Below are 24,528 nucleotides of genomic sequence, written 5' to 3'. Positions count from 1 at the left end.
CCCGGGCGCTTCCCCGGAGGAACGCATGCGCATCGGCATCCTGACCGGCGGCGGCGACTGCCCCGGCCTCAACGCGGTCATCCGCGCGGTCGTGCGCAAGGGCGTCGGCGAGCTCGCCGACGAGGTCATCGGCTTCCGGGACGGCTGGCGCGGCCTGCTCGAGGACGACAGCGTCCCGCTGGACCTGTCGTCGGTCCGGGGCCTCCTGCCGCGGGGCGGCACCGTCCTCGGCACCTCCCGGACCAACCCCTACGCCATCGACGGCGGTCCCGAGCGGGTGGTCGAGACCTTGCGGAGCTCCGGTGTCGACGCCCTGATCCCCATCGGCGGGGAGGACACCCTCGGCGTGGCCGCCCGGCTGGCCGGCACCGGGGGCGTCCGCGTGGTCGGGGTCCCCAAGACGATCGACAACGACCTGGACGCCACCGACTACACGTTCGGCTTCGACACCGCCGTCGGCGTCGCCATGGAGGCCATCGACCGGCTGCACACCACCGGCGACAGCCACCACCGCACCCTCGTCGTCGAGGTGATGGGGCGGCACGCGGGGTGGATCGCGTTGCACGCCGGGATGGCCGGCGGGGCCACCGTCATCCTGATCCCCGAGCACCCCTTCGACGTCGACGCGGTCGTCGACCACGTGCGGCACCGGTTCGAGTCGGGCTTCTCACCGATCGTCGTGGTCTCGGAAGGAGCGAAGCCCCGGGACGGCGACCTGGTCGTGTCGACGGGGGAGCGGGACGCCTTCGGCCACGTGCGCCTCGGCGGCGTGGGGCCGGCGCTGGCCACGCTGGTCGAGGAGCGGACCGGCCGGGAGGCGCGCGCCGTCGTCCTCGGGCACGTGCAGCGCGGCGGCACCCCGTCGCCGTTCGACCGGGTGCTCGCCACGCGCTTCGGGCTGGCCGCGGTGTCGGCGGTGCACGCCGGCGAGACCGGGGTGATGGTGGCCCTGCGGGGCACGGACATCGTCCGCGTCCCGCTGGGGGAGGCGACCGCGCAGCTGAAGCTCGTACCGGCCGAGCGGTACGCCGAGGCCGAGGTCTTCTTCGGCTGACGGAGGACCCCCGTCCTGCTCACCCCTGGCAGGCTCGGGGCGAGCCTCGGGACGGGGCCTGCCAGGCCGTACCCTGGCAGGCGTGAGTCTCCCCGAAACTGCGCAGACGGTGCCCGGCCTGGACCGGTGGCGGGAGCTGCCCGCCGCCCAGCAGCCGCGGTGGCCCGACCGCGCCGCCCTCGACGCGGTGCTGGGAACGCTGTCCACCGTGCCGCCCATCGTGGCCCCCGCCGAGGTCGACACCCTGCGGTCGCAGTTGGCCGACGTCGCGCAGGGCAAGGCGTTCCTGCTGCAGGGCGGCGACTGCGCGGAGACCTTCGACCTCAACACCGAGCCGCACCTGCAGGCCACCACCCGCACGCTGCTGCAGATGGCCGTCGTCCTCACCTACGGGGCGAGCGTGCCGGTGGTCAAGGTCGGCCGCGTCGCCGGGCAGTACGCCAAACCGCGCTCGTCCGACACCGACGCCCTCGGCCTGCCGTCCTACCGCGGCGACATGGTCAACTCGCTGGAGCCGGTGATGGAGCAGCGGATCCCCGACCCGAACCGGCTGGTGCGGGCCTACGCGAACTCCGCCGCCGCCATGAACATGATCCGGGCCTACGCCCGCGGCGGCCTGGCCGACCTGCACGCCGTCCACGACTGGAACAAGGACTTCGTCGCCCGCTCGCCCGCCGGCGTGCGCTACGAGGTCATCGCCCGGGAGATCGACCGCGCCCTGGCGTTCATGAAGGCCTGCGGCATCGACTCCGACGCGCTGCGCGGCGTGGAGCTGTTCAACTCCCACGAGGCGCTGATCCTCGACTACGAGCGCGCGCTGCTCCGCATGCACGAGGGCCGCCCCTACGCGCTCTCCGCCCACTTCGTGTGGGTGGGCGAGCGCACCCGCCAGATGGACGGGGCGCACATCGAGTTCGTCTCGAAGCTGGCCAACCCGATCGGCGTCAAGATCGGCCCGACGACGACGCCGGAGCAGGCCACCGAGCTCGTCGAGCGGCTGGACCCCGACGGCGTGCCGGGCAAGCTGACCCTGATCAGCCGGATGGGCAACGGCAAGATCCGCGACGTGCTCCCGGGCATCGTGGAGAAGGTGACCGCCAGCGGGCACCAGGTCGTGTGGCAGTGCGACCCGATGCACGGCAACACACACGAGTCGCCCACCGGCTACAAGACCCGCCACTTCGACCGCGTCGTCGACGAGGTGCTGGGCTTCTTCGACGTGCACCGGGCGCTGGGCACCTGGCCGGGCGGCATCCACGTCGAGCTCACCGGTGAGGACGTCACCGAGTGCCTCGGTGGCGCGATGGAGATCAGCGACGCCGACCTCAACAGCCGGTACGAGACCGCCTGCGACCCCCGGCTGAACACCGGGCAGTCGCTGGAGCTGGCCTTCCTCGTCGCGGAGATGCTGCGCGGATGACCCACGCCTCCCTGGTGGACCTCCGCTCGGACACCGTCACCCGGCCGACCGGGGCGATGCGCCGCGTCATGGCCGACGCCGAGGTCGGCGACGACGTGTACCGCGAGGACCCGTCGATCACCGCGCTCGAGGAGCGGGTGGCCGCGATGTTCGGTCACGAGGCGGGGTTGTTCGTGCCCTCGGGGACAATGGGCAACCAGATCGGCATGCGGCTGGTCTGTGAGCCCGGCCAGGAGATCCTGTGCGACGCCGACGCGCACGTCGTCACCTACGAGATGGGTGCCGCGGCCGCGATCTTCGGCATCTCGACGCGCACGGTCGTCTCCGCCGGCGGCCGGCTCGACGCACAGCAGCTGATCGACCAGGTGCGGCCGAAGGGTGACTGGCACCTGACCGCCACCGCGGCGATCGCGGTGGAGAACTCGCACAACCGCGGCGGCGGCCTCGTGCAGCCGCTCGGTGAGCTGCGCCGGCTGTGGAACTGGTCGCGCGGCGCCCACGTCGCCGTCCACCTCGACGGCGCCCGCATCTGGAACGCTGCGGCGGCCTCCGGCACCGACCTCGCCACGTACGGCCGGCTGGCCGACACCGCGTCGGTCTGCCTGTCCAAGGGGCTCGGGGCGCCGGTGGGCTCGGTGCTGGTCGCCTCGGCAGAGCGGATCGCGACGGCGCGGCTGTGGCGCAAGCGCCTCGGCGGCGGCATGCGGCAGGCCGGGGTGCTCGCCGCGGCCGGCCTGCACGCGCTGGACTCCCACCTGCCGCGGCTGGCCGAGGACCACGAGCACGCGCAGCTGCTGGCCAAGCGGCTCGGCGTCGACCCGGCGTCGGTGGAGACCAACATGGTGGTGCTCGACGACGTCCCGGCGGCGATGGTCGCCGAGGGCGCCAGGGCGCGGGGGGTGCTGGTCGGGCTGGTCGGCCCGCGCCGGCTCCGGCTGGTCACCCACCTCGACGTCGACCGGGCCGGCATCGACCGCGCCGCCGACGTCCTCGCGGAGCTCCTCGACCGCTGACCCGGCCGCCGCGCCCGCGATCATCCCGCACCGGTGGCTGCTCGGACCGCAGGGACAGCAGCCGGTTGAGCCGCTGCCGGTCCCGGGCGAACTGGACGCGGTCCCCGTGCCAGGCGCCGTCGTACTCGACCGCGAGCCGCTGCTCGGGGTAGCCGAAGTCGACGCGGGCGACGAACCGCTTCTGCTGCCGGATTCCGTACTGCGCCACCGGCGCGGGGAGCCCGGCGCGGTGCAGCAGCAGGCGGAGCCGGGTCTCCAGCGGCGACTCCGCCAGCCCGTCGGCGAGCGCGGCGACCTCGCGGGCCTGCCGGCTGCCGCGGCACCGCGGGAGGCGCCGCGCCGCGTGCCCGACTTCGTCGAGGAAGGCGACCCGGTGCTGCACCAGACGGTCGAGCAGCACGACGGCGTCGTCGGTCGGCCCACGACGGATGAGGTCCAGCGCGTGATCAGCACGCCCCCATGGCTGCCCGGAGGCCGGGATCGACAGCCGCTGGTGCGTGGTGATCCGGGGGCCGACGGTCAGGCCGTCGCGGGCCCTCCCGTCTCAGTCGCCGATCAGCGAGTTCAGCAGCTCGATGTCGGCGGCGTGGCCACCGCACGGGTCGCCGTCGCGCAGGCTCGGCGTCTCCACGACCATGGGCACCCCGGCCGTCGTGCGGTGGCGCAGCAGCTCGGCGAACGGGCCGGTGCCGTAGGGGCCGGAGCCGATGGCGCCCTCGCCGATCGTGGTGTGCCGGTCGCGCTTGGAGCCGCACTCGTCGAGCGAGTCGTTGACGTGCACCAGGCCCAGCCGGCCGGGGCCGACGCTGGCCTCCAGCGCGTCCAGCGTCGCCGTCATCCCGCCGGGGACCGACAGGTCGTGCCCGGCGGCCCAGGCGTGGCAGGTGTCGAAGCAGACGCCGACCAGCGGGTGGTCCTCCAGGGCCGCGAAGTACGGGCCCAGGTCCTCGACGGTGGCGGCCAGGGCCTTGCCGCCGCCGGCGGTCGGCTCGATCAGCAGGCGGGGGCCGGCGGGATCCGCCGCCTCCAGCACCGGCAGCAGCCGCTCGCGCAGCTGGCGCAGGGCGGAGTCGTAGCGGTCCTCGCCGACGGCGGAGCCGGCGTGCACGACGACGCCCCGGCAGCCCAGCTGCGCACCGCGCCGCAGGTTGTGCGCGATCGAGGCGATGGACTGCTCGACGGTGGCCTCGGTGGGGGAGCCGACGTTCACCAGGAACGGCGTGTGGATGAACGACGGCACGCCGCGCTCGGTGCAGCCGGCGGTGAACAGGGCGTCCTGCTTCGGATCGCCGTCGGTCAGCTTCCAGCCGCGGGGGTTGCCCACGAACACCTGGACGGCGCGCGCGGCGACGGCGTCGGTGTAGGCGAGCCCACCCTTGGCCAGCCCGCCCTTGATCTGGATGTGCGCGCCGACGCGCGGCACACCGGGGGAGGTGTTCGACAAAGGAGGAGGCGCCTATCCGAAGGTGAGGAGGATGGTGATCTCGGTGCCCTTCTCGACGGTCTCCCCGGGCTTGATGCTCTGCCGGAAGACCCGGTCGCCGAAGAACCGGGTGGACTCCACCTGCAGGCCCGCGCCCTGCAGGGTGGCGATGGCCTCCGCCTCGGGCATGTCCACGACGTCCGGGACGGTGACCAGCGGGACGCCCGCCGAGACCTGAATCCGCACGGTGCTGCCGTAGGGCACCGGGCCGGACGCGGGCCCGGGCTCGACGGCCATGACCTCGCCGACGTCCACCGCGTCGGTGCGGCCGTCCTCGGCCCGCTGCACGGTGAAGCCCAGCGCCTCCAGGTTGCGCGTCGCCTGCTCCGGGCTCTGCCCGGTCACGTCGGGCACCGCGACGGGCGCCCGGCCCTGGCTCACCACGACGGTGACGACCTGGTCGCGCTTGAGCTGGGTCCCTGCGGGCGGGTCGAAGCCGATGACCATGCCCGGGGGCACGGTGTCGTCGTAGTCCTCGCCGCGGGTGATCTGGACGGGCAGCTGCTCCTGGATCGCCGCCTCGGCCTCCTCCACGGGGCGCCCGACGAGGTCGGGAGAGACGACGTAGCGCTCGGGGCCCTTGGAGACGACGACGCGGACGTCGGTGCCGCGGATCACCGAGCCCGAGGCCGGGTCGGTGGCGATGACCTGCCCGTCGGGCACCGTCTCGCTCCACTCGGAGACCACCGGGTCGGGGTCGAGGCCGGCGTCCTGGAGGAGGTCGATCGCGGCGGCCTCCTCCTTGCCCGCGAGCGACGGGACGTCGGTCCAGCGGCCGGAGCCCAGCCACCAGCCGACGGCGCCGACGGTGACGGCCATCAGCAGCACGACCGCGATCAACAGGCGGGCCCGGCGGCGCCGGATGTGGTCGGGGACGCCGGGGCGCGGTCGGGCCGGCCCGGGGCGGCGGCCGTGCACGTCGGTGGTGGGGCCGGCGCCCATGCCCGGCAGCGTGCTGGTGCGGGCGGCGCGAGAGCCCCGCCCTCCCAGCACCTCGGTGCCGGGGTCGCTGGGGTGCCCGGGCCGCGGGCGGGTCGGGCGGTTGGTGGGCCGCAGCGTGCCGGGGCCCGCGCTGCTCTGCCCGGTGGGCACCGGGACCGGCTCGACACCGAGGTCCGTGCGGACGTCGGCGAGCTCGGCGAGGAACGCTCCGGCGTCGAGCGGACGGCCGGCGGGGTCGCGCCGCGTGGTGCGGGCGACCAGCTCGTCGACCTGCCAGGGCAGGCCGGGGACCTCCGCCGACGGTGCGGGCACGTCGTGGTGCACGTGCTGGTAGGCGACGGCCAGCGGGGTGTCGCCCCCGAACGGTGGGTGCCCGGTGAGCATCTCGTACAGCACGATGCCGGCCGCGTAGATGTCGCTGCGGGCGTCGGCGCGGCCGCGCTCGAGCTGCTCGGGGGACAGGTAGGCGACGGTGCCGATCAGCACGCCGCCGGTCTGGCTGGTCTGCCCGGTGCCGACGACGGCGCGGGCGAGACCGAAGTCGGCGACCTTGACCAGGCCGTCGACGCCGATCAGCACGTTCTCGGGCTTGATGTCGCGGTGCACGATGCCGGCCCGGTGGGCGGCCGTGAGCCCGGCGAGGACCGGCTCGAGCACGGCGAACGCCTCGGCGACGGTGAGCCGGCCGCGCGCGCTCAGCAGGTCGCGCAGCGTGCGGCCGCGCACCAGCTCCATGACCAGGAAGACCAGCCCCTGGTCGCTGCCCTGGTCGCTGACCCCCACGACGTTGACGTGGCTGAGCATCGCGGCGGCGCGCGCCTCGCGGGTGAACCGGTCGACGAACGTCGGGTCGTGGGCGAGGTGCTCGGCCATGACCTTGACCGCGACGGTCTTGTGCAACCGCAGGTCGGTGGCTGCGTAGACGGTGGACATACCGCCACGTGCCAGCCGCTCCTCGAGGCGGTAGCGCCCCTCGAGAACGAGGCCGACCACGGGGTCGGTCACGGCGGTGTCCACCCCGCCGAGTGTAGGAGGGGTACCGGCCGCCCGGGCCCCACCACGCGGTGCGGGGGGCGGCTGGTACGCCTGGTGCGCGTGGTCAGGAGCGCCGGATCACGCCGGCCGGCGTCACGGTGTCCCGGGGCAGGGAGCGCACGTCGGGCAGGCCGCACAGGACCATCGCGTGCTCCAGCTCGGCGTTCAGCCCGTCGAGGACCCCGGCGACGCCGCGCGCGCCCCCGGTGGTCAGCCCCCACGCGATGGGCCGCCCGAGAAAGACCGCGTCCGCGCCCAGGGCGAGCGCGGTGAGCACGTCGGAGCCGGAGCGGATGCCGCCGTCGACGTAGACCTCGACGTCGTCGCCCACGGCGTCGACCACCTCGGGCAGCGCGTGCGCGCTGGCGACGGCCGGGTCGACCTGGCGGCCGCCGTGGGTGGTGACCCAGACGGCGGCGGCGCCGGCCTGGACGCACCGCACCGCGTCGTCGCCCCGGAGGACGCCCTTGACCACCACGGGCAGGCCGGAGAGCTCGCCGAAGCGGGCGATCTCGTCGAACGTCCAGGTCGCCGTCGCCAGGCCGTCGAGGGTCGGCTCCTCGCCCTCGGGCGGGCGGTTGGCCATCCGGACGCCGGCGCGGTGGACGAAGTCGTGCCCCATGTCGCGGCGGCGCCGGCCCAGCAGGGGGACGTCGACGGTGAGGACCAGCGCCCGGTAGCCGGCCTCCCCGGCGCGCCGGGCGAGGTCGTCGGTGTGCCGCTCGGAGTGCAGCCGGTAGAGCTGGAACCACCGCGGGCTGCCGGGCGCGACGGCCGCGACCTCCCCGAGGCTGTGGTTCGCGCTCGTCGAGACGGTCATCAGGGTGCCGGTGTCGGCGGCGGCGCGGGCGGTGGCCAGCTCGCCCTCGGGGTGGGCCATGGCCTGGTAGGCCCACGGAGCGATGCCGATCGGGCTGCGCACCGGCGAGCCGAGCAGCTCGGTGCCCAGCTGCGCGGTGCTGAAGCCGCGGAGCACCCGGGGCCGCAGCCGCCACGAGCGCCAGGCCGCCGTCGCCTCGTTCATCGTCGTCTCGGTCTCGGCGCCGCCGGCGTAGTAGTCGTAGACGGGCTCGGGCAGCAGCTCCCGGGCCCGGATCTCCAGCGCCTCCAGGTCGAGGTACGGCGGGTCGAGGACCGGGTCCTCCGCGACCTCCGCCCCGGAATCCTGCTGCGGCCGTCCCGGCACCGGGCTGTCGGCTGGTTCGATGGTCGCCATAGGCTCGGAGTCTATGGAGACGCTCACGCCCGCGGAGGTCGCCCAGCTGCTGGGCACCTCGCCGAACCGGGTCCGCCAGCTGCTGCGCGACCGGAAGCTGATGGCCGTGCCCGGGAGCGGCAACGGGAAGATCCCGGCGGACTTCGTCCAGGACGGCGTCGTCCTCAAGCACCTGCCCGGTCTGCTGACCGTCCTGCGGGACGGCGGGTTCAGCGACGAGGAGGCCTTCGACTGGCTGTTCCGCGAGGACGAGTCGCTCCCCGGCACGCCGGTGCAGGCGCTGCGGGACAACCGGCACACCGAGGTCACCCGCCGGGCCCAGGCCCTGGCCCTGTGAGCGGACACGGGTGTGAGCAGCGCAGCGAGCGACCCGCGGGAGCGAACCGGAAGGCCCTGTGACCTCCGGGGGCCCGGGCTGGATCCGGCAGGCCGCGCGGGGCGGAGGACGCTGACGTGGAGCGGCTGACCTACCTGGGGCTGCTGGCCGGCTGCCTGGTGGTCACCGCGCCGCTCGAGCTGGTGCTGGGCGTGCGCGTCTACGCGCGCTGGCGGCGCTTGCTGCTCGCCGTCGTCCCGCAGTTCGTCGTCTTCGTGGGGTGGGTCCTCTACGCGATCGCGCAGGGGCACTGGAACTACAGCGAGGTGCGCACCCTCGGCGTCCGGCTGCCCGGCGGCATCCCCGTCGAGGAGGTGCTGTTCTTCCTCGTCGTCCCGCTCTGCTCGGTGCTGGCGCTGGAGGCGGTGCGGAAGGTGACCCGCTGGGACGCCGGCTACCCGGCCGAGGAGGCCCTGCCGGCCGGGGAGCGGGCCGGGCGGTGAGCTACTCCACGCTCGCCGTGCTGGCGGTGGTCGCCGTCCTGGTGGTCGACCTGGCCGTCTACCGCACCCGGATGGTCACCCGGAAGGTCTTCTGGATCGCCTACGCGATCATCGTGACGTTCCAGCTGCTGATGAACGGCGTCCTCACCGGGCTGGACGTCGTCACCTACGACCCCGGCACCATCTGGGGCCCGCGGGTCGCCTACGCCCCGGTGGAGGACCTGCTCTTCGGGTTCGCCATGGTGACCCTCACCCTGGCCAGCTGGGCCGCGGTCAACCGCCGGGCGAACACCGCCAGGCGGCGGGGCTTGGACACCGACACCCGGCCGTCGAGCACCCGGTAGTCCGCCCGCTCGATCTCGGTCAGGATGCCGCCGTAGAGGTCGGTGGCGGCCCGCACGCAGTCGCGGGACTCCGGCGCGAGCAGCGGCGTCCCGGGGGCCGCGTCGTCGTACCGCCGGCGGACGATCTCGACCATCTCGCGCATCAGCGCGGCGAACCGGGCGTCGTGCCGCCGCTCCAGCAGCTGCTCGCGGGTCACCCCGTGGGCGGCCATGAGGTCCGCCGGCAGGTAGATCCGGCCGCGGTCGGCGTCCTCGGCGACGTCGCGGAGGAAGTTGGTCAGCTGGAAGGCCTCGCCGAGAGCGATGGCGTGCGGAGCCGCCTCCTCCCGGAGGACCCCGGGGGCCGTGCCGAGGACGGGCAGCACCTGCAGCCCGATGACCGATGCCGAGCCCCACATGTACCGGTCGAGGGCGTCGAGGTCGGCGTAGCCGGTGACCTCGAGGTCGCTGGTCATGGCCGCCAGGAAGTCGACCAGGTGCTCGACCGGGATGTCGTAGCGGCGGTAGGTGTGCACCAGGGCCAGCCGGACCGGGTCGTCGGACCAGCCGGCCGCCAGCTCGGCGAGCACGGCGCGGGACCACTCCGCCAGGTCACCCTCGGGGTCGTCACCGGGCACGTCCACCAGGTCGTCGGCCACCCGTGCGGCGGCGTAGAGGGCGTGGACGGCGGTCCGCCGGTCGGGCGTGAGCAGCCGGGTGGCCAGGTGGTAGCTCTTTCCGTGCCGCGCGGCGATCTGCGCGCACCGCCGGTAGGCGGCGCGCAGCTGCTCCTGCCGGTGGGCCTGGGTGCCGGGTGGGCGCAGCGCCGTCATGCGATGTCCACGGTCCGGCTCGGGCCTCGCGCGCAGGCCTCGCCGCGATGCTCACTCACCCGCCGCCTCACGGAGCAGGCACCCCCGTGATCCGCTCGGCCGCGAGCCGGCCGCTGATCAGCACCATCGGCACGCCGACGCCGGGCTGCACCGAGGACCCGGCGAGCACCACGTTCTCCGGGCCGCGCCGGGGCAGGGTCGGGGCGCGGAACGGGCCGGTCTGGCCGAAGGTGTGCGCCAGCGCGAACGGCGTGCCGGCGGCCATGCCCTGCGCCGCCCACGTGAGCGGGGTGTCCATGTGCTCGACCTCGATCGCGTCGGTGACCCCGGTGAACCCTCGGGCCTCCAGCGTCGCCAGCAGCTCCTCGCGGTAGCGGGGCGCCAGTGCGGCCCAGTCCAGGTCGGGGTTGCCGCCGCTGCGCCGGTCGAGGTTCGGCGTGGGGGCGACGACGCTGAGCACCTGACCACCGTCGGGGGCGAGGCTGCGGTCGGTGACCGAGGGCATGCTGATCAGCAGGCTGGGGTCGCTCATGATGCTGCCCCGCCGAGCCCTGGACCCCCCGCCGGGAAGCCGCCCGTGCGGAGTCAGCTCGTCGAACACCTGCTGCCACGCCGCGCCGAAGCTGATCGTGTGGTGGGCCTGGCCCGCCAGCGGCGTGCGAACGCCCAGGTGCAGCGCGACGCAGGACGGCGAGTACACCGGCCGGCGCGGGCCGCGCAGGCCGGGCACCAGGGTGTGCGGGGCGTCGGTGGTGACGACGACGGCGTCGGCGGGCAGCCGTTCGCCGTCGGCGAGCCGCACCGCCCCCACGCGCCCGCCGGCGGTCTCCAGCTCGGCGACGGTGGCGCCGTAGCGGAGCTGCACCCCGGCGTCGGCCGCGGCGTCGGCCAGGGCGCGCGGAACGGCAGCGATGCCGCCTTCCGGGTGCCAGACGCCGGCGCCGATGTCGAGCTGCGCGATGACCGCGTAGGCGGCGATGGCGCGGAAGGGGGAGACCCCGGCGTACAGCGCCTGGAAGCTGAACAGCCGGCGCAGCCGGTCGTCGGTGAACGCGCGCTCGACGTGACCGGACAGCCGCCGGAAGCCCCCGCGGCGGGCGAGGGTGAGCAGCTGGGGACCCAGCAGGTCCAGCGGGGAGTCGAGGTTGCGGTCGATGAAGGTGTCCAGCTGCAGCCGGTAGAGCTCGGCCAGGTCGGCCAGGTAGCGCCGCAGGGCGTCCGCCTCGGCCGGCCCGCACAGGGCGGCCACCTCGGCGGCGAAGGCGTCGCGGTCGGCGTGCACGTCGAGGTGCGTGCCGTCGGCGAACTGCGCCCGGTAGCTGGTCGGCAGCGGGCGCAGGGTCAGCCGGTCCTCGAGCTTCTCGCCGACCGCGGCGAGGGTGTCGGCGACGACCTCGGGTGCGGTGAACACCGACGGGCCGGTGTCCAGGGCGTACCCGGCCTGCTCCACGCGGCCGGCACGGCCGCCCGGCCCGTTCCCCCGTTCCACGACGACGACCTCGCGGCCGGCGGCGCGCAGCCGCAGGGCGGTGGCCAGCCCGGCGAGCCCGGCACCGACGACGACGACCCGATCGGTGGGACCCGGAACGGTGCGGACCATCAGGCGGTGCGGGTGGTGGCGGCGACCGCGAGCGCGTCGAGGGCGGCGCGGGCGTCGTCGGCGATGGGGGACTCGGCGATGGCGTCCCGCGCGCGGGCGGTGCTGACCGTGATGCGCTGCTCGACGCGGTCGCGGGCGCCGGTGGAGACCAGCAGGCCGCGCAGCACCTCGAACTCCTCCGGGCCGGCGTCGGGGTTCCCCAGCAGCTCGCCGAGCAGCCGCCGGCCGGCGTCGTCCGCCGCGTCCTCGGCCAGCGCGACCAGCAGCGTCTGCTTGCCCTCGCGCAGGTCGTCGTCGGCGGATTTGCCGGTGACCTGCGGATCGCCGAAGACGCCGAGCAGGTCGTCGCGGAGCTGGAACGCCTCGCCCAGGGGCAGGCCGATCGCGGCGAAGGACTCCACCACGGACGGGCCGGCGCCGGCGATCGCGGCGCCGAGCTGGAGCGGCCGCTGCACCGTGTAGCCCGCGCTCTTGTAGCGGGCGACGGTCAGCGCGCCGTCGGGGCCGGGCAGCCCGCCGGCTGCGCGCAGCAGGTCGAGGTACTGCCCGGCGGTGACCTCGGTGCGCATGGTGTCCCAGACCGCCCGGGCCCGGCCCAGGGCCGCCTCGGAGATGCCGGAGCAGCGGAGCATCTCGTCGGACCACACGAGGGCGAGGTCGCCCACGAGGATGGCCGCGCCGACGCCGAAGAGCTCCTGGTCGCCGGAGAAGCCGTGGGCGGTGTGCCGGTCGGCGAAGCCGATGTGCGTGGTCGGCCGGCCGCGCCGGGTGCCGGCGGCGTCCATGACGTCGTCGTGCACCAGGGCGCTGGCGTGCACGAACTCCAGGGCGGCGACCGCGCGCAGCACCGCGTCGTCGTCCTCGCCGACGCCGGGGCCGTGGCCGCGGGCGCCGCGCCAGCCCCAGTAGGCGAAGGACGGGCGCAGCTTCTTGCCGCCCTCGGCGACGGCGCGGACCTCGTCGACGACCGGGGCCAGGCTCGGGTCCATGCCGGCGAGCGTGGCGCGCTGCTGGTCGAGGAAGGCGTCGAGCGCGGCGGCCACCGCGGCGCGCACCCGGTCGAGGTCCGCCGCCGCCAGCGGTGGTGCGGAGCGGGCCGACTCGCGCTGCTGCGCCCGGGCGATCATGCGGTCAGTATCGCCCGACCCGGTGGGGCGCTGCCCCTCCAGCAGGGCGGCCGCCGTGCTCTGCTCCATCGTCACTCCGCCCCCGGTTGCCGGTCCATGGCCTCTTCGGTGCCCGGGAGGGAGCCGGATGCACCTCGGCGGCCGGACTCCGGTGGTGGCGCCGCCGGGGCCGGTCCGGACGCCACTACCCTCGGATGCCGTGACCCGGACCGTGCGCGAGCTCCTCGCCACCGAGCGACCCACGTGGTCGTTCGAGTTCTTCCCGCCGAAGACGCCGGCCGGGGAGGAGCAGCTGTGGACGGCGCTGCGCGAGCTGGAGCGGCTCCGCCCGTCCTTCGTGTCGGTGACCTACGGGGCCGGCGGCTCCACCCGCGAGGGCACCGTGGCGATGACCGAGCGGATCGCGGCGGACACGACCATGACCCCGCTCGCGCACCTGACCGCCGTCGACCACAGCGTCGCGGAGCTGCGGCACGTGATCAGCCGCATGGCGGCGGCCGGGGTGCGCAACATCATGGCGCTGCGCGGCGACCCGCCGGGCGCCGATCCGCAGGCGGAGTGGGTCGCCCACCCCGAGGGCCTGCGGTACGCCTCCGAGCTGGTGGAGCTGATCCGCTCCGTCGGCGACTTCTCCGTCGGCGTCGCCGCGTTCCCCGAGCGGCACCCGCGCTCCCCGGACTTCGACACCGACGTCGAGATGTTCGTGGCCAAGTGCCGGGCGGGCGCCGACTTCGCGATCACCCAGATGTTCTTCCGCCCCGAGGACTACCTGCGGATGCGTGACCGGGTGGCGGCCAAGGGGTGCGAGGTCCCGGTCATCGCCGGGGTCATGCCGGTCACGAGCGTCCGGCAGATCACCCGCATCGTCCAGCTGTCGGGCCAGGCGTTCCCGCCCGAGCTCGCCGACCGCTTCGCCGCCCTGGACGGCGACCGGCCCGAGGACAAGGCCGCCGTGCGCGCCCTCGGCGTCGAGGTGGCCACGGACATGTGCCGGCAGCTCCTCGACGAAGGCGTGCCCGGCATCCACTTCATCACCATGAACCGCTCCACGGCGACCCGCGAGGTGTTCACCAACCTCGCCGCCGCCGCGCCCGCCGTCACGTCCTGAGCGGGGCCTCCAGCACGTCCGCCGCCTTCGCCGCGGCCCGGCGCAGGCCCGCCCGCTCCGAGACGTACCCGCCGGCGACACCGACGACGGGGAGGTTGGCGACCGCGCGGGCCAGCAGCCGGCCCTTGGGCCGGGCGTCGAGGGCGTCGTCGATCCGGCCGAGCAGCCGGGCCGCGCGCCACAGCGTCCGGGCGGCTCCGGTGACCCCGCGGCGCTCGTCCCTGCTGCCCAGGGTGCCCTCCACGTAGGTGCCCTGGGCGCGGGTGAGGAGCGGTTCGACACGCGCGGGGCTCAGCTCCCGGTCGAGCAGCACCCGGGCCAGCAGCGACACCCGCTCGGCCGGCGCCGCCACGCCGTGCTCGCCGGCCACGCCGAGCACCACGAGGGACTGCACGGCGGTGCCGACGGTGTTCTGCAGCGGCAGCAGGTCGGCGAGCTTGCCGGCCAACCGGGGGACGGCGGAGACGCCGGCCGCCACCCGGGAGACCCGGTCGGCCCACCACTCGTCGCGTTCGCGGCGCGGCAGCGCCGGTGGCCGGCCCAGCCGGGTGGCCAGCGGGGTGAGCAGCCGGTCGAGCCGGCGCAGGACGTCGACGACGACGGCGTCGCTGATCGGAGGGGCCATGGACCGGGCATGCCCCGATCCCGGGCGCGCGATGCGCCGACGGCCAGGTGGGGCGCTCAGCACGGCGGTCCCGCTCAGCCGCCCAGGCGGGCGCAGTCCGCGGACGTCAGCGGGACCGGGTCCCCGGCGTCCAGCTCCGCGAGCACGATGCCCTGCACCACCGGATCACGCGGCAGCTGGGCGTGGCTCACCTGCAGGCCCTGGCACACCGACTGCACGGTCAGGTTCAGCGCGCCGTCCAGGCGGGCGGACTCCGGCGGGGTGACCACCGTGTCCTGCGTCGTCCACACCGACACCCAGTCCACCCCCTCGGGCGTCTCGTCGGCGGCCAGCCCGGTGAGCAGCTCGCTGCCCGGCACCATCTGGCGGCAGGCCTCCGCGCACCGGTCCGGTGCGAACACGGCGCCGAGCGACGCCACGCCGGTGCCGTGGTGCGGTGAGCCGAGGGTGACCACGCGGCGGACGACGTCGTCGTGCCCGTCGGCTACCCACAGCCGGGCGACCAGCCCGCCGGCCGAGTAGCCGACGACGTCGACGCTGCCGGCCCCGCTCCTGGCCAGCGCCGACGACGCCGCGGCGTCGAGGACGTCCGCTGCCGCGCGCAGGTCACCGGTGCCGCCGCCGGGCAGCGGCACCACGGTGGCGTCGCGGCCGGTGTCGCGCAGCCGCTGGGCCAGCGGTTCCAGGCCGGCGGTGTCGCCGCCGTAGCCGGGCACGAGCAGCACCGGGCCCGGCACCTCCGCCGCCACCGGCGCGGGCGCGGAGGACCCGCCGTCCCGGGTGAGGAGCACGCCGGCCACGGCCGCCGCGCCGACCAGCGCCACGGCCAGGAGGATCAGCAGGGAACGACGCGTCCGGGCGGCGGGCATGCTCCCACTGTCCCTGGGGCGGACCCGGCGGCGGGGGAGGAGGGGCGGTGCTCAGCAGGGAGGAGTACCTGGACGCCTGGTCGCGGTGGCACGGCGGCGCCGACACCGGATCGGCCCTCGTGCGCGGCTGGCTGTCGCTCGCACACGCCCTCGCCCGGCCGCTGGCCGCGCTGCCCCCGACCCTCGCCACCGCCGCCGGCGTGGTCGTCGCGGCGGCCGCGGTGGCGCCGGCGGCCGCGGGCGGTGCCTGGCTCGTCGTGGCCGGGCTGCTCGTCGGGCTCTCCGGGCTGCTCGACAGCCTCGACGGCGCGCTGGCCATCGGCACCGGACGCGCCTCGCAGCGGGGGTTCGTCCTCGACTCCGTCGTCGACCGGCTCACCGAGGCCGCGTATGCCGCGGCGCTCTGGGTCGCCGGTGCCCCGGGCTGGCTCGCCGTCGCCTTCGGGGCGCTGTGCTGGCTGCCCGACTACCTGCGGGCCCGCGCCGGGCAGGCCGGTGTGCACCGCACCGGCCCGATCTCCCTGTGGGAACGGCCGACCCGCGTGGCCATGGCGGGCCTGACCCTCAGCGGCGCGGGTGTCGTCTCCGGGCTCGAGGTGGCCGGGGCGGACGGCGCGGTGCTGGTGGTCACCGCCGGCGCGGCCACCGGGGTGCTGCTCGGCGCGATCGGCACCCTGCAGCTGGGCCGATGGCTGGGCGGGGAGCTGGCCGGCCCCGGCGCGGGCGACGTCCCCCCCGCCGACTGAGCGACGTCGGCGACCCCCACGACCGGGCGGTCGTGCCGGTCGGCACCTAGGGTGTGCGTGCCCCTGCCGTTCCCCGTCCGTCCACCGCCGCGGCCCCCTCGTGCGCCGGCGCACCGCGCCCCGACGCCAGGCCCGTCCCCGAGGAGCCCCCCGTGCCCGTCGTCGTCACCGGCTCCATCGCCACCGACCACCTGATGACCTTCCCCGGTCGCTTCACCGAGCAGTTCGTCGAGGGCCAGATGGAGAACGTCTCGCTCTCCTTCCTCGTCGACGACCTGGTGCAGCACCGCGGTGGCGCCGGGGCGAACATGGCCTACGGGCTGGGTCTGCTGGGCCTGTCACCGGTGCTGGTGGGCGCCGTCGGCAGCGACTTCGCCGACTACGACGCCTGGTTGTCCCGCCACGGGGTCGACACCCGCAGCGTGCGCTGGTCGGAGCTCAAGCACACCGCCCGGTTCGTCTGCACCACCGACGAGGCGAACAACCAGATCGCGTCGTTCTACTCGGGCGCGATGGCCGAGGCCTCGCAGATCGAGCTGGCGCCGGTCGCCGAGCGCATCGGCAGCCTCGACCTCGTCGTCGTCGGGCCCAACGACCCGACCGCGATGGTCCGCCACACGCAGGAGTGCCGGGACCGCGGCTACCCGTTCGCCGCCGACCCGAGCCAGCAGCTGGCCTGGGCCGACGGCGAGATGATCCGCGACCTCGTCAGCGGCGCGGAGTTGCTGTTCACCAACGAGTACGAGTCGGCGCTGCTGCTGCAGAAGACCGGCTGGACGGCCGACGAGGTCCTCGCCCGGGTCGGCACCTGGGTGACCACCCGCGCTGCCGACGGCGTGCTCGTGCGCCGGGCCGGTGAGGAACCGCTGTCGGTCGTCGCCGTGCCGGAGACCAAGCCGGTCGAGCCCACCGGTGGCGGCGACGCGCTGCGTGCCGGGTTCATCGCCGGCCGCATGTGGGGCCTGGGCCTGGAGCGCTCCACCCAGCTCGGGTCGGCCGTGGCCACCGCTGCCGTCGAGGTCATCGGGACGCAGGAGTACGACCTGCCGCGGGACAGCTTCCTCGCCCGCTTCGCCGACGCCTTCGGGGCCGACGCCGCCGACGAGGTCGCCGCCCACCTGCCCGGCTGATCAGCCCCCGCGGAGGCGGTCGCCGATGCCCGGGTCCTCGGTCCAGCTGCGGTAGGGGATCCGGCGGATCTCCTTGACGTCCCCGATCGTCGACCACTCGTTGCCGCCGAGGCGGGCCAGGGGCTGCAGCTCCTCGATCCGCGGCCGGCCGTCCCGGACGACGCTCTCCCACGCCGAGACGTGCACGACCCGGCCGAACACCACGGTGCTGTCGCCCAGCCGCAGCGTCGCGTGCAGCGTGCACTCCAGGGTCACCGGCGACTGGGCCACCCGCATCGTGGCGACCCGGTCGCTGGGCTCCAGGGTGACCCCGGTGTGCTCGGCCTCGCTCTGGTCCGGCGGGAAGTCCGTCGCGGTGGCGTTGATCTGCTCGAACAGCGACTCCGGGGTGAGGCTCACGGTGAACTCGCCGCTGTCCTCGACGTTGCGCAGCGAGTCCTTGCGGCCCACCGAGGTGAACTGGATGACCGGCGGGTCGACGCAGGCGACGGTGTAGAAGCTGTGCGGGGCCAGGTTGTGCACCCCTGCGGCCGAGCGGCTGCAGACCCAGGCGATCGGCCGGGGGACGACGACGGAGTTGAGCACCCGGTAGAACGCGCCGACGTCCATCGCGGTGGGGTCGAACGAGGTGCGCGGCCGGAACTGGTCGGGTGAGGTCACCGGTCCATCGTCGCCGATGCGCCCGCGTTCCTCGCGTCCACCGTCCGGCCGCGCCAGCGCAGGGTGCCGCGCCGCCGCCCCAGCACCGAGCGCACCATGAGCGCGTCGAGCACCAAGATCGAGACGGGGTGGGCGAGGGCGTCCGGCCAGGCCCGGCTGCCGCTGGACAGCGCGGCGGCGACGCGCCCGGCGACCCCGGCCGCGTACCCGACGAGCCCGGCGCGGGAGCCGCCCAGCGCCGCGAGGGGCGGGACGACGTAGACGGCGGTGAGCGCGGCCGCCGTAGCGAGCCCGCCGGCCGGCGTGCCGCCGACCGACGCCCACAGCGACTTGGCGTAGCCGTCCCGGAGCGCGGGCCAGTCCTCGTACATGCGGCAGGCGGCCAGCCGGGAGCCGTCGACCGGCCCGCCGCGGCCGCCGGACCGCTTCGCCGCCCGGAGAAGCGCGATGTCCTCCAGCACCTCGCCGCGGACGGCGGCGTGCCCACCCGCCCGCAGGTAGGCGCTCCGCCGTACGACGAGGAACTGGCCGTTGGCGGCGGCCAGCGACGGGCGGGGCGAGCGCTCGGCCAGGCGCAGCGGCAGCGTGGTCGTCCAGAGCCACGGCGCCAGCGGCTGCACGAGGCGCTCGGCCACGCCCACCGCCAGCGGGCGGGGCCACGGTGAGACCAGGTCCAGCCCTGAGGCGTCGAGGAGCTCGACGGCGGCGGCGATCGCGTCGGGGAAGAGGCGGACGTCGGCGTCGACGAACACCAGGACGTCGTCGTCGGCGCCGTCCTCGTCCTGCGCTGCTGCCGCCCCGACCGCGCAGGCGTGCGGCTTGCCCAGCCACCCCGGCGGCGGCGCGGGAGCGGGGACCAGCCGGAGCCGGCGGTCGTGCACCGCGCGCACCACGTCGGCGGTGCCGTCGGTGGAGCCGTCGTCGACCACGACGACCCGCAGCCGCTCCAGCCCCCGCTGGTCGAGGAGTGCGGCCAGGCAGCCGCCGACCTGCCCGGCCTCGTCGCGGACCGGCAGCACGACGGTGACCCGGCGGTCCACCGGCGGCGGGTCCGCACGGGGACGGCGCAGCAGCGCGGTGTTGACGACGGCGTGCACCGCCCCGGCGACCGAGACCCCGGCCAGGAGGCGCAGCAGCCGGCCGCTCACCGCCGCCCCGCGCGCCGCTGCTGCACCGCGAGGACGACCAGGACGCAGGCGCCGAGCCCCGCCCCCCAGGCCGCCGAGCCGGGCAGGCCGAGCCAGCCGGCGTGCGCGAGGGCGCCGCCGAGGGTCATCCAGGCCAGCGCGAACAGGGGGGCGCCCGGACCGGTGCGGGGCCCGCTCGCGGTACGGGCGACCAGCGCGTCCAGCAGGGTCATCAGGACCAGCCCGGCGAGCAGCCAGCCGGCCAGGTTGGTCAGCGGCACGGTGTCGATGCCGGGCAGGCCGGGGGACGGATCGGCCCATGTCCAGTAGCCGGCCTGCACCAGCTGCGGATCGAGGACGACGTCCCACGCGGCGAAGACCGCCGCCGCCCAGCCGATGCGGGCCGGCCGGCGGCGGGAGGCGCGGACCGGCCGCGCCAGCACGTCGCCGAGCAGCCAGCTCGGCCAGGCCATCATCAGCCAGGCGAGCGGGACGAGGAACGGCACGCCGAGCAGCGTGGGGCCGAGGGTGTCGCTGTAGGTGTAGCTGCCGTAGGGGTAGCCGGTGGCCAGGCCCACCGACTCGAAGCCGATGGCCACGAGCGCGACGAGCACCAGCACCCCCAGCCCGGTGCGCACCCCCCGGCTCAGGCCCGCGTGCACCACCGACAGCGCGGAGCCGAGCAGCACGATGGTCCAGGAGACGACGTCGCGCAGGTCGCCCGAGGTCAGCGGGTAGGCGATGGCCGTGGCGACGAGCGCGCCGGCCAGCGCCAGGGGGACGACGCGGCGCAGGGCCGACGCCGGCGCGGAGGCGGTCGTGGCCGTCACACCTCCGCCGCTCCGGCCCGCAGCCGCCGCAGCGCCCGGCCGGCCGCCGCCCGGGCGCGGGGCAGCGCCCGGCGGTCGGCGAGAAGGGTGCGCGCCGCCGTCCGCCCGGAGTTGCCCGAGACGCCGCCGCCGGGGTGGGTGGAGGCGCCGGCCAGGTAGAGGCCGGGCAGGCCCGGCACCCGGTAGCCCGACAGCCCCGGCGCCGGGCGGAAGGCGAACATGCTGGCCAGGCCCATCTCCACGTGCATGACGTTGCCACGGGGGAGGGACAGCTCCCGCTCCAGGGCCAGCGGGGTCTGCACGTACACCTCCCGGACGGAGCCGGCGAACCCGGGGGCGTAGCGGTCGACGGCATCCACCAGGCGCCGGGCCTCGGTGTCGGCCAGCGCGTCCCAGTCGCCGCCGTCGGCGAGCGCGTAGGGGTACCACTGCCCCCAGATGGTGACGACGTGCTGCCCCGGCGGGGTCAGGGTGTCGTCGCTCACGGAGAACGACATGGCCAGCGGCACCGGATTGCGGGGCACCCGGCCGGCACCCCAGTCGCCGTGCGCGGCGGCCAGCTGACCGCGGTCGGTGCAGAGCAGCTGGAGGCCCTGCAGGGCGTCGGCGGCCGAGACGCCCGGGTACGACGGCGGGGCGTCGGTCAGCGCGCGCACGACCAGGCCGAAGCCGTTGCCGATCGGCGGCGCGGCCTCGGCGAGCACGGGGGGTGCGGCCTCCCCGGCCAGCTCGCGGGTCACGCCGATGTGGCAGGCGGCCACCACCGAGGGCGCCCGCACGAGCCGGCCGGACCGCGTCTCGACCCCGGCGACCCGGCCGTCCTCCACCAGCAACCGCGCGGCGCCGTCGCCGAGCACCACCCGGCCGCCGTCGGACTCCAGCCGCCGGCGCAGCGCCTGCGTCAGGCCGCCGGAGCCCCCGACCGGGTGGCCGGGCGGGACGTCGTGCAGCAGCGCCACCCAGCCGACCATGGCCGCGGTGCCGGGCTCGGACATCGGCGGGCCCGACTGGGCGCCGAACCAGGCCAGCGCCGCCTTGAGCCGCTCACTGGTGAACCACCGGTCCAGCAGGGCGTCGCCGGAGCCGAGGAAGTCGACCGCCAGCTCGCCGCCGGGAGTGCGTGCCCGGCCCTCGGCGGGCGCGCCGAGCGGCCAGAACGAGCGGACCAGGCCCCCGGGGGAGGGCGCGCGGCCGAAGGCGGCGACCACCGCGCGGCTACGCGGGGCCCAGACCGCCACGAAGCGCCGGTAGGCCGCGGCGTCCGCCGGGCCGCAGGCAGCCTCGATGGAGGCGCACGTGGCGTCCAGGTCAACGGAGAGGACCAGCGGCCGGCCGTCCGGGCCGGGGCTCCCGGGCGCGGGAGCCGGCGCGAAGCCCCACGGGTCGCAGTCGATGTAGCGCAGCCCGTGCGCGGCCAGGTCCAGCTCCTCGACGATGCCGCTGTGCCGGATGATCACGTGCGCGCTGGAGCCCCGGTCGACCTGCACCCCGGGCCAGCGCTCGACGGTGGACACCGCACCGCCCAGGAGGTCGTCGGACTCGACGACCTCCACCCGCAGGCCCTCGCGGGCCAGGTAGCAGGCGGCGACCAGGCCGTTGTGGCCGGAGCCGACGACGACGACGTCCACGGGAGCGGGGGGCGCGGTCACGCCCGGGAGCTCGGCGCGGAGGGGGTCGGCGGATGCAGCGGCAGCCGCGCGCCGAGGATGGCGAAGGGCCGGGAGTCGCCGGGGAAGTGGTAGCCGCGGGCGAGGTCGACGAAGCCGTCGGCGCGGTACAGCCGGAAGGCCTTGGTGTCGGCGTCGGGCGTGGAGAGCAGGGCGACCGGGTGCGGCAGGCCCTCGACCAGCGCGTGCAGCAGCTGCCGGCCCAGCCCCTGGCTCTGCGCGTCGGGGTGGACGTGCAGCTCGCAGACCTCGAAGGCGCCGGGCAGCCACTTCCTGGCCGTCCGGCGGTCCAGCGCGGCGCGCACCTGGTCGTGCCACCACTGCCCGGGGGCGATGAGGTAGCCGTAGCCGAAGCCGACGAGCCGCTCGCCCTCCGGGGTCTGCGCGAAGGCGCCCACGGCACGGAAGCCGGGCCGCTCGGTGTGCTGGATGGCGTAGCCGTACCGCCCGGCGACGACGCCGGAGTCGTAGCCCATCGCCAGGCCGTAGACGGTCAGCACCTCCTGCATGTGCTCCCGCATCCACGGGGGCGGCAGCTCGACGATGCGGGTGGCCGGCCGGGTGCCGGTCACGGGGCGGCCTGCGGGGCGGAATCGGCCGCGGCCGCGACCTCGACCGGGGTGCCCTCGGTGAGGCGGAGGAGCTCGTCGTAGCTGGTGGGGAAGACCGTGTGCGGGTGCCCGGCGGCTGCCCACACCACGTCGAAGCGGGCCAGCTCGACGTCGACGAGCGTGCCGATCGGCTCGGGGTGTCCGATCGGCGCGACGCCGCCGATGGGCTGGCCGGTGTGCCGCCGCACGAACTCCGGATCGGCCCGGGTGAGCTGCGGGACGCCGAGGAACTCGGCGACCCGTGTCTCGTCGACCCGGTGGGCGCCGCTGGTCAGGATCAGCACGGGAGCACCGTCGACGTCGAACACCAGGCTGTTGGCGATGGCGCCGACCGGGACGCCGAGCCCTGCTGCGGCTGCGGCGGCGGTCCGGGCGGTGTCGGGCAGGTGGCGCACCTCGCCGGTGGCACCGGCCGCGCGGAGCAGCCGCGCGACCTCGGTGACCCGTGGGTGGTCCGGCAAGGGCATGGGTCGATCCTGCCACCGGCCCGAGCCGGGCGCGTGCCCCGCTCGGTCGCGCGGACGGTCGGCGCCCGCCGTCCAGCAGCGGGGTCGGCGGTCTCCGGTGCATCCTCGACCGGCGCACGCCGGCACCGCCTCGTCGAAGACCATGCTGGACCTCGGCCGACCGCTGGAGCCGTTACCGGGCCGTGGGGCTCGAGCGGACGGAGGTGGCGCCATCCAGCGGTTCGACCAGCAGGAACTGTCGTACCCGCTGCCTACCGTGCAGCCATGGAGGACGACGGGGAGCCCCACGCACCCGACGACGGCGAGCCGATGCCGCTGCTCCCTGGCGAGGTGGTGTCGCCGGCGGCGGCGGAGTTCGAGCTGGTGTGCGACCTCTGGTCCGCCGACGCGCACATGGTCCGCGAGTACGCCAGGCAGGCGGCCGTCATCGCGGAACTGGCGCGCCGGCGCTCGACCGAGCGGGATGCCGACTACGGCCGCCGCGGTGGGCCGGGTCCGGACTCCCGGGCGATCCGCCCGGCGGCGCTGGCCGACGTCTCCGACGACTTCGTCTCCGAGCTCGCACTCATCCGCAACTGCTCGGAGGCCGGGCGGCTGGCCGCCGAGTCGGTCCTGCTCACCACGAAGCTGGCGGCCACGTGGGGGGAGCTGTTCTCCGGGCGGCTCACGCTGCGCAAGGCGCGGATCCTGCTCGACCTGCTCGGCGACGCCTCCGCCGCCGTCGCCGCCGAGGTGCAGGCGCGGGTGCTGCCCGGCGCGGAGAGCTGTCCGCCGTCCCGGCTGGGCGACCGGGCCCGCTACCACCTGTACCGGGTCGACGCGGCAGCCAGGGAACGCCGGCGCAAGGAGGCCGAGCGCCGGGCCGACGTGCACGTCGAGCGCACCGCCGACGACCTGGGCCGGCTCGTCGTCGAGGGGCCGTTGCCCGCCGTCCACGCCGCCCGCGACGCGGTCGACCAGTACGCCCGGTGGATGCGCGCCGACGGCGACGACCGGCCGATCGGCCTGCTGCGCGCCACCGCCGCGCTCGACCTGGTGCTGCGGCCGTGGGACACCAGCCGCCCACCGGTGACCGCTCACCTGGTCGTCCACGCTGCGGCGGCCTCACTGCGGTCTGACGCCCCAGCGGGGGCGCCCCCGGCGGAGCTGGACGGCCAGTTGATCTCCGCCGCCCAGTGCCGTGAGCTGCTCGCCTCCCTCGACCTGCTCGGCTCCGCGCCGGCGGGCGGCTCGGTCTGCGTCGCCGTCGATGCCCCGGGTACCGGGGAGACCGTCGCGGTGGCCACCCGGGCCGAGCTGCGCCACGCTGCCGGCTGGGGCCGCCGCGTCCGCCGACGCAACGCCCCGCGTGGCGCCCACTCGTCCTGTGGGCCCGACGAGCCCGGTCAGCCCGACAAGCCCGGTGACCTCGACGGGCCCGGTGACCTCGACGGGCCCGGCCTCCGGCCGCCACCTCCGACCTGCGGGTACCGGCCCACCGCTGCGCAGCACCGCCTCGTCACCGTGCGCGACCGGCACTGTCGCATGCCCGGCTGCCGCCGCCGACCCGGCCGGTGCGACATCGACCACGGGCAGGCGTTCGCCGACGGCGGGCCCACCGCCTGCTGGAACCTGTGCTGTCTGTGCCGACGGCACCACCGGATCAAAACCTTCGCTCGCGGCTGGTGCTTCAGCCTGCATCCCGACGGCCGGCTCGTCGTGCGCACCCCCTCGGGTGTCTCCCGGACCACCCGCCCGCCCGGGTGGTGCCACGCCCCCGAGCCCGACCCGCCCTGGCTCGACGACCTCGCGCCGCCCGATCCACTCCGCACGTGAGACCAGCC

Annotated in this window: 24 protein-coding genes and 1 pseudogene; 10 read left to right on the top strand and 15 right to left on the bottom strand. The window is 75.8% G+C overall.

Annotation, left to right across the window (positions count from 1 at the left end; translation table 11 throughout):
* Window positions 1–25: 25 nt before the first annotated feature.
* The 3 genes from ACI791_RS00280 (at window position 26) to ACI791_RS00270 (ending at window position 3,487) form a co-directional block, all read left to right on the top strand.
* Window positions 26–1,054 carry a 6-phosphofructokinase gene (locus ACI791_RS00280; RefSeq protein WP_456584212.1) on the top strand — a complete coding sequence of 343 codons (1,029 nt, stop codon included), beginning with the start codon at window positions 26–28 and terminating at the stop codon, window positions 1,052–1,054.
* A gap of 82 nt (window positions 1,055–1,136) precedes the next feature.
* Complete coding sequence (locus ACI791_RS00275; RefSeq protein ID WP_456584211.1) at window positions 1,137–2,474, top strand: class II 3-deoxy-7-phosphoheptulonate synthase; 1,338 nt, start codon at window positions 1,137–1,139, stop codon at window positions 2,472–2,474.
* A complete protein-coding gene (locus ACI791_RS00270; RefSeq protein ID WP_456584210.1) occupies window positions 2,471–3,487 on the top strand; it encodes a threonine aldolase family protein in 1,017 nt (338 codons plus the stop codon). Before ACI791_RS00275 ends, ACI791_RS00270 begins: the two co-directional genes overlap by 4 nt.
* Here the strand turns inward: ACI791_RS00270 and ACI791_RS00265 are convergent.
* The 4 genes from ACI791_RS00265 to ACI791_RS00250 all read right to left on the bottom strand — a co-directional run bounded on the left by ACI791_RS00265 (window position 3,414) and on the right by ACI791_RS00250 (window position 8,163).
* Window positions 3,414–3,887: a hypothetical protein gene (locus ACI791_RS00265; protein WP_456584209.1), complete on the bottom strand. Its 474-nt coding sequence runs from the start codon at window positions 3,885–3,887 to the stop codon at window positions 3,414–3,416. The two genes, ACI791_RS00270 and ACI791_RS00265, sit on opposite strands and share 74 nt — an antisense overlap.
* 144 nt (window positions 3,888–4,031) lie before the next feature.
* Window positions 4,032–4,910 carry a deoxyribonuclease IV gene (locus ACI791_RS00260; protein WP_456584208.1) on the bottom strand — a complete coding sequence of 293 codons (879 nt, stop codon included), beginning with the start codon at window positions 4,908–4,910 and terminating at the stop codon, window positions 4,032–4,034.
* A gap of 33 nt (window positions 4,911–4,943) precedes the next feature.
* Window positions 4,944–6,929, bottom strand: coding sequence for a Stk1 family PASTA domain-containing Ser/Thr kinase (pknB, locus tag ACI791_RS00255; protein WP_456584207.1), 1,986 nt, complete (start codon window positions 6,927–6,929; stop codon window positions 4,944–4,946).
* An 82-nt stretch (window positions 6,930–7,011) separates the two neighbouring features.
* Window positions 7,012–8,163 (bottom strand): alpha-hydroxy acid oxidase, encoded by a 1,152-nt coding sequence (locus ACI791_RS00250; protein WP_456584206.1) that lies wholly within the window; start codon window positions 8,161–8,163, stop codon window positions 7,012–7,014.
* Window positions 8,164–8,176: 13 nt separating this feature from the next.
* Here ACI791_RS00250 and ACI791_RS00245 point away from each other — a divergent pair, with 13 nt between their 5' ends.
* The 3 genes and pseudogenes from ACI791_RS00245 to ACI791_RS00235 form a co-directional block, all read left to right on the top strand.
* Complete coding sequence (locus ACI791_RS00245; RefSeq protein WP_347060248.1) at window positions 8,177–8,500, top strand: Rv2175c family DNA-binding protein; 324 nt, start codon at window positions 8,177–8,179, stop codon at window positions 8,498–8,500.
* A 116-nt stretch (window positions 8,501–8,616) separates the two neighbouring features.
* Window positions 8,617–8,982: a lycopene cyclase domain-containing protein gene (locus tag ACI791_RS00240; RefSeq protein WP_347060249.1), complete on the top strand. Its 366-nt coding sequence runs from the start codon at window positions 8,617–8,619 to the stop codon at window positions 8,980–8,982.
* Window positions 8,979–9,188: pseudogene (locus tag ACI791_RS00235) on the top strand (lycopene cyclase domain-containing protein); the annotation flags it as partial. The gene ACI791_RS00240 and the pseudogene ACI791_RS00235, both read left to right, overlap by 4 nt.
* Here the strand turns inward: ACI791_RS00235 and ACI791_RS00230 are convergent.
* The 3 genes from ACI791_RS00230 to ACI791_RS00220 form a co-directional block, all read right to left on the bottom strand.
* Window positions 9,185–10,138, bottom strand: a complete 954-nt coding sequence (locus ACI791_RS00230) for a phytoene/squalene synthase family protein (RefSeq protein WP_456584205.1) — start codon at window positions 10,136–10,138, stop codon at window positions 9,185–9,187. The pseudogene ACI791_RS00235 and the gene ACI791_RS00230 sit on opposite strands and share 4 nt — an antisense overlap.
* A 67-nt stretch (window positions 10,139–10,205) precedes the next feature.
* Window positions 10,206–11,738: a phytoene desaturase family protein gene (crtI, locus tag ACI791_RS00225; protein WP_456584204.1), complete on the bottom strand. Its 1,533-nt coding sequence runs from the start codon at window positions 11,736–11,738 to the stop codon at window positions 10,206–10,208.
* Entirely contained in the window at window positions 11,738–12,934 is a 1,197-nt protein-coding gene (locus tag ACI791_RS00220) for a polyprenyl synthetase family protein (protein WP_456584203.1), read from the bottom strand. The genes crtI and ACI791_RS00220 overlap by 1 nt, the downstream gene beginning before the upstream one ends.
* Window positions 12,935–13,064: 130 nt before the next feature.
* On the opposite strand from ACI791_RS00220, the gene metF reads away from it, so the two are divergent.
* Complete coding sequence (gene metF / locus ACI791_RS00215) at window positions 13,065–13,973, top strand: methylenetetrahydrofolate reductase [NAD(P)H] (RefSeq protein WP_456584202.1); 909 nt, start codon at window positions 13,065–13,067, stop codon at window positions 13,971–13,973.
* Here the strand turns inward: metF and ACI791_RS00210 are convergent.
* Together ACI791_RS00210 and ACI791_RS00205 are read right to left on the bottom strand one after the other, a co-directional pair.
* A complete protein-coding gene (locus ACI791_RS00210) occupies window positions 13,963–14,598 on the bottom strand; it encodes a hypothetical protein (protein ID WP_456584201.1) in 636 nt (211 codons plus the stop codon). The genes metF and ACI791_RS00210 overlap by 11 nt on opposite strands.
* A gap of 74 nt (window positions 14,599–14,672) precedes the next feature.
* Window positions 14,673–15,467 (bottom strand): lipase family alpha/beta hydrolase, encoded by a 795-nt coding sequence (locus ACI791_RS00205; RefSeq protein WP_456584200.1) that lies wholly within the window; start codon window positions 15,465–15,467, stop codon window positions 14,673–14,675.
* Window positions 15,468–15,514: 47 nt separating this feature from the next.
* Between ACI791_RS00205 and ACI791_RS00200 the strand changes: the two genes are divergently transcribed.
* Window positions 15,515–16,213, top strand: coding sequence for a CDP-alcohol phosphatidyltransferase family protein (locus tag ACI791_RS00200; RefSeq protein ID WP_456584199.1), 699 nt, complete (start codon window positions 15,515–15,517; stop codon window positions 16,211–16,213).
* 152 nt (window positions 16,214–16,365) lie between these two features.
* Window positions 16,366–17,343: a carbohydrate kinase family protein gene (locus tag ACI791_RS00195; RefSeq protein WP_456584198.1), complete on the top strand. Its 978-nt coding sequence runs from the start codon at window positions 16,366–16,368 to the stop codon at window positions 17,341–17,343.
* On the opposite strand, the gene ACI791_RS00190 is transcribed toward ACI791_RS00195, so the two are convergent.
* Genes ACI791_RS00190 through ACI791_RS00165 form a run of 6 tightly spaced genes read right to left on the bottom strand, consistent with a single transcriptional unit; the run spans window position 17,344 to window position 22,705 of the window.
* Window positions 17,344–18,003 (bottom strand): flavin reductase family protein, encoded by a 660-nt coding sequence (locus ACI791_RS00190; protein WP_456584197.1) that lies wholly within the window; start codon window positions 18,001–18,003, stop codon window positions 17,344–17,346. It abuts the gene before it with no gap.
* Entirely contained in the window at window positions 18,000–19,151 is a 1,152-nt protein-coding gene (locus ACI791_RS00185) for a glycosyltransferase (RefSeq protein ID WP_456584196.1), read from the bottom strand. Before ACI791_RS00185 ends, ACI791_RS00190 begins: the two co-directional genes overlap by 4 nt.
* Complete coding sequence (locus ACI791_RS00180) at window positions 19,148–19,960, bottom strand: carotenoid biosynthesis protein (protein ID WP_456584195.1); 813 nt, start codon at window positions 19,958–19,960, stop codon at window positions 19,148–19,150. Before ACI791_RS00180 ends, ACI791_RS00185 begins: the two co-directional genes overlap by 4 nt.
* A complete protein-coding gene (locus ACI791_RS00175; protein ID WP_456584194.1) occupies window positions 19,957–21,609 on the bottom strand; it encodes a phytoene desaturase family protein in 1,653 nt (550 codons plus the stop codon). The genes ACI791_RS00180 and ACI791_RS00175 overlap by 4 nt, the downstream gene beginning before the upstream one ends.
* Entirely contained in the window at window positions 21,606–22,199 is a 594-nt protein-coding gene (locus ACI791_RS00170; RefSeq protein WP_456584193.1) for a GNAT family N-acetyltransferase, read from the bottom strand. Before ACI791_RS00170 ends, ACI791_RS00175 begins: the two co-directional genes overlap by 4 nt.
* Window positions 22,196–22,705: a YbaK/EbsC family protein gene (locus ACI791_RS00165; RefSeq protein WP_456584192.1), complete on the bottom strand. Its 510-nt coding sequence runs from the start codon at window positions 22,703–22,705 to the stop codon at window positions 22,196–22,198. Before ACI791_RS00165 ends, ACI791_RS00170 begins: the two co-directional genes overlap by 4 nt.
* 264 nt (window positions 22,706–22,969) lie before the next feature.
* On the opposite strand from ACI791_RS00165, the gene ACI791_RS00160 reads away from it, so the two are divergent.
* Window positions 22,970–24,520 (top strand): HNH endonuclease signature motif containing protein, encoded by a 1,551-nt coding sequence (locus ACI791_RS00160; RefSeq protein ID WP_456584191.1) that lies wholly within the window; start codon window positions 22,970–22,972, stop codon window positions 24,518–24,520.
* The last annotated feature ends 8 nt before the right edge of the window (window positions 24,521–24,528 follow it).

It is taken from the genome of Blastococcus sp. SYSU DS0973, from assembly GCF_054051055.1.
The sequence above is the reverse complement of the archived record's forward strand: the minus strand, read 5'-3'. Positions and strand labels throughout refer to the sequence as shown.

Bases quoted from the DNA above. Each gene is read 5' to 3' on its own strand.
- ACI791_RS00165 (WP_456584192.1), bottom strand. From the start codon at position 22,705: ATGCCCTTGCCGGACCACCCACGGGTCACCGAGGTCGCGCGGCTGCTC.
- ACI791_RS00245 (WP_347060248.1), top strand. From the start codon at position 8,177: ATGGAGACGCTCACGCCCGCGGAGGTCGCCCAGCTGCTGGGCACCTCG.
- ACI791_RS00220 (WP_456584203.1), bottom strand. From the start codon at position 12,934: ATGGAGCAGAGCACGGCGGCCGCCCTGCTGGAGGGGCAGCGCCCCACC.
- ACI791_RS00205 (WP_456584200.1), bottom strand. From the start codon at position 15,467: ATGCCCGCCGCCCGGACGCGTCGTTCCCTGCTGATCCTCCTGGCCGTG.
- ACI791_RS00270 (WP_456584210.1), top strand. From the start codon at position 2,471: ATGACCCACGCCTCCCTGGTGGACCTCCGCTCGGACACCGTCACCCGG.
- ACI791_RS00210 (WP_456584201.1), bottom strand. From the start codon at position 14,598: ATGGCCCCTCCGATCAGCGACGCCGTCGTCGTCGACGTCCTGCGCCGG.
- ACI791_RS00280 (WP_456584212.1), top strand. From the start codon at position 26: ATGCGCATCGGCATCCTGACCGGCGGCGGCGACTGCCCCGGCCTCAAC.
- ACI791_RS00230 (WP_456584205.1), bottom strand. From the start codon at position 10,138: ATGACGGCGCTGCGCCCACCCGGCACCCAGGCCCACCGGCAGGAGCAG.
- crtI (WP_456584204.1), bottom strand. From the start codon at position 11,738: ATGGTCCGCACCGTTCCGGGTCCCACCGATCGGGTCGTCGTCGTCGGT.
- ACI791_RS00250 (WP_456584206.1), bottom strand. From the start codon at position 8,163: ATGGCGACCATCGAACCAGCCGACAGCCCGGTGCCGGGACGGCCGCAG.
- ACI791_RS00160 (WP_456584191.1), top strand. From the start codon at position 22,970: ATGGAGGACGACGGGGAGCCCCACGCACCCGACGACGGCGAGCCGATG.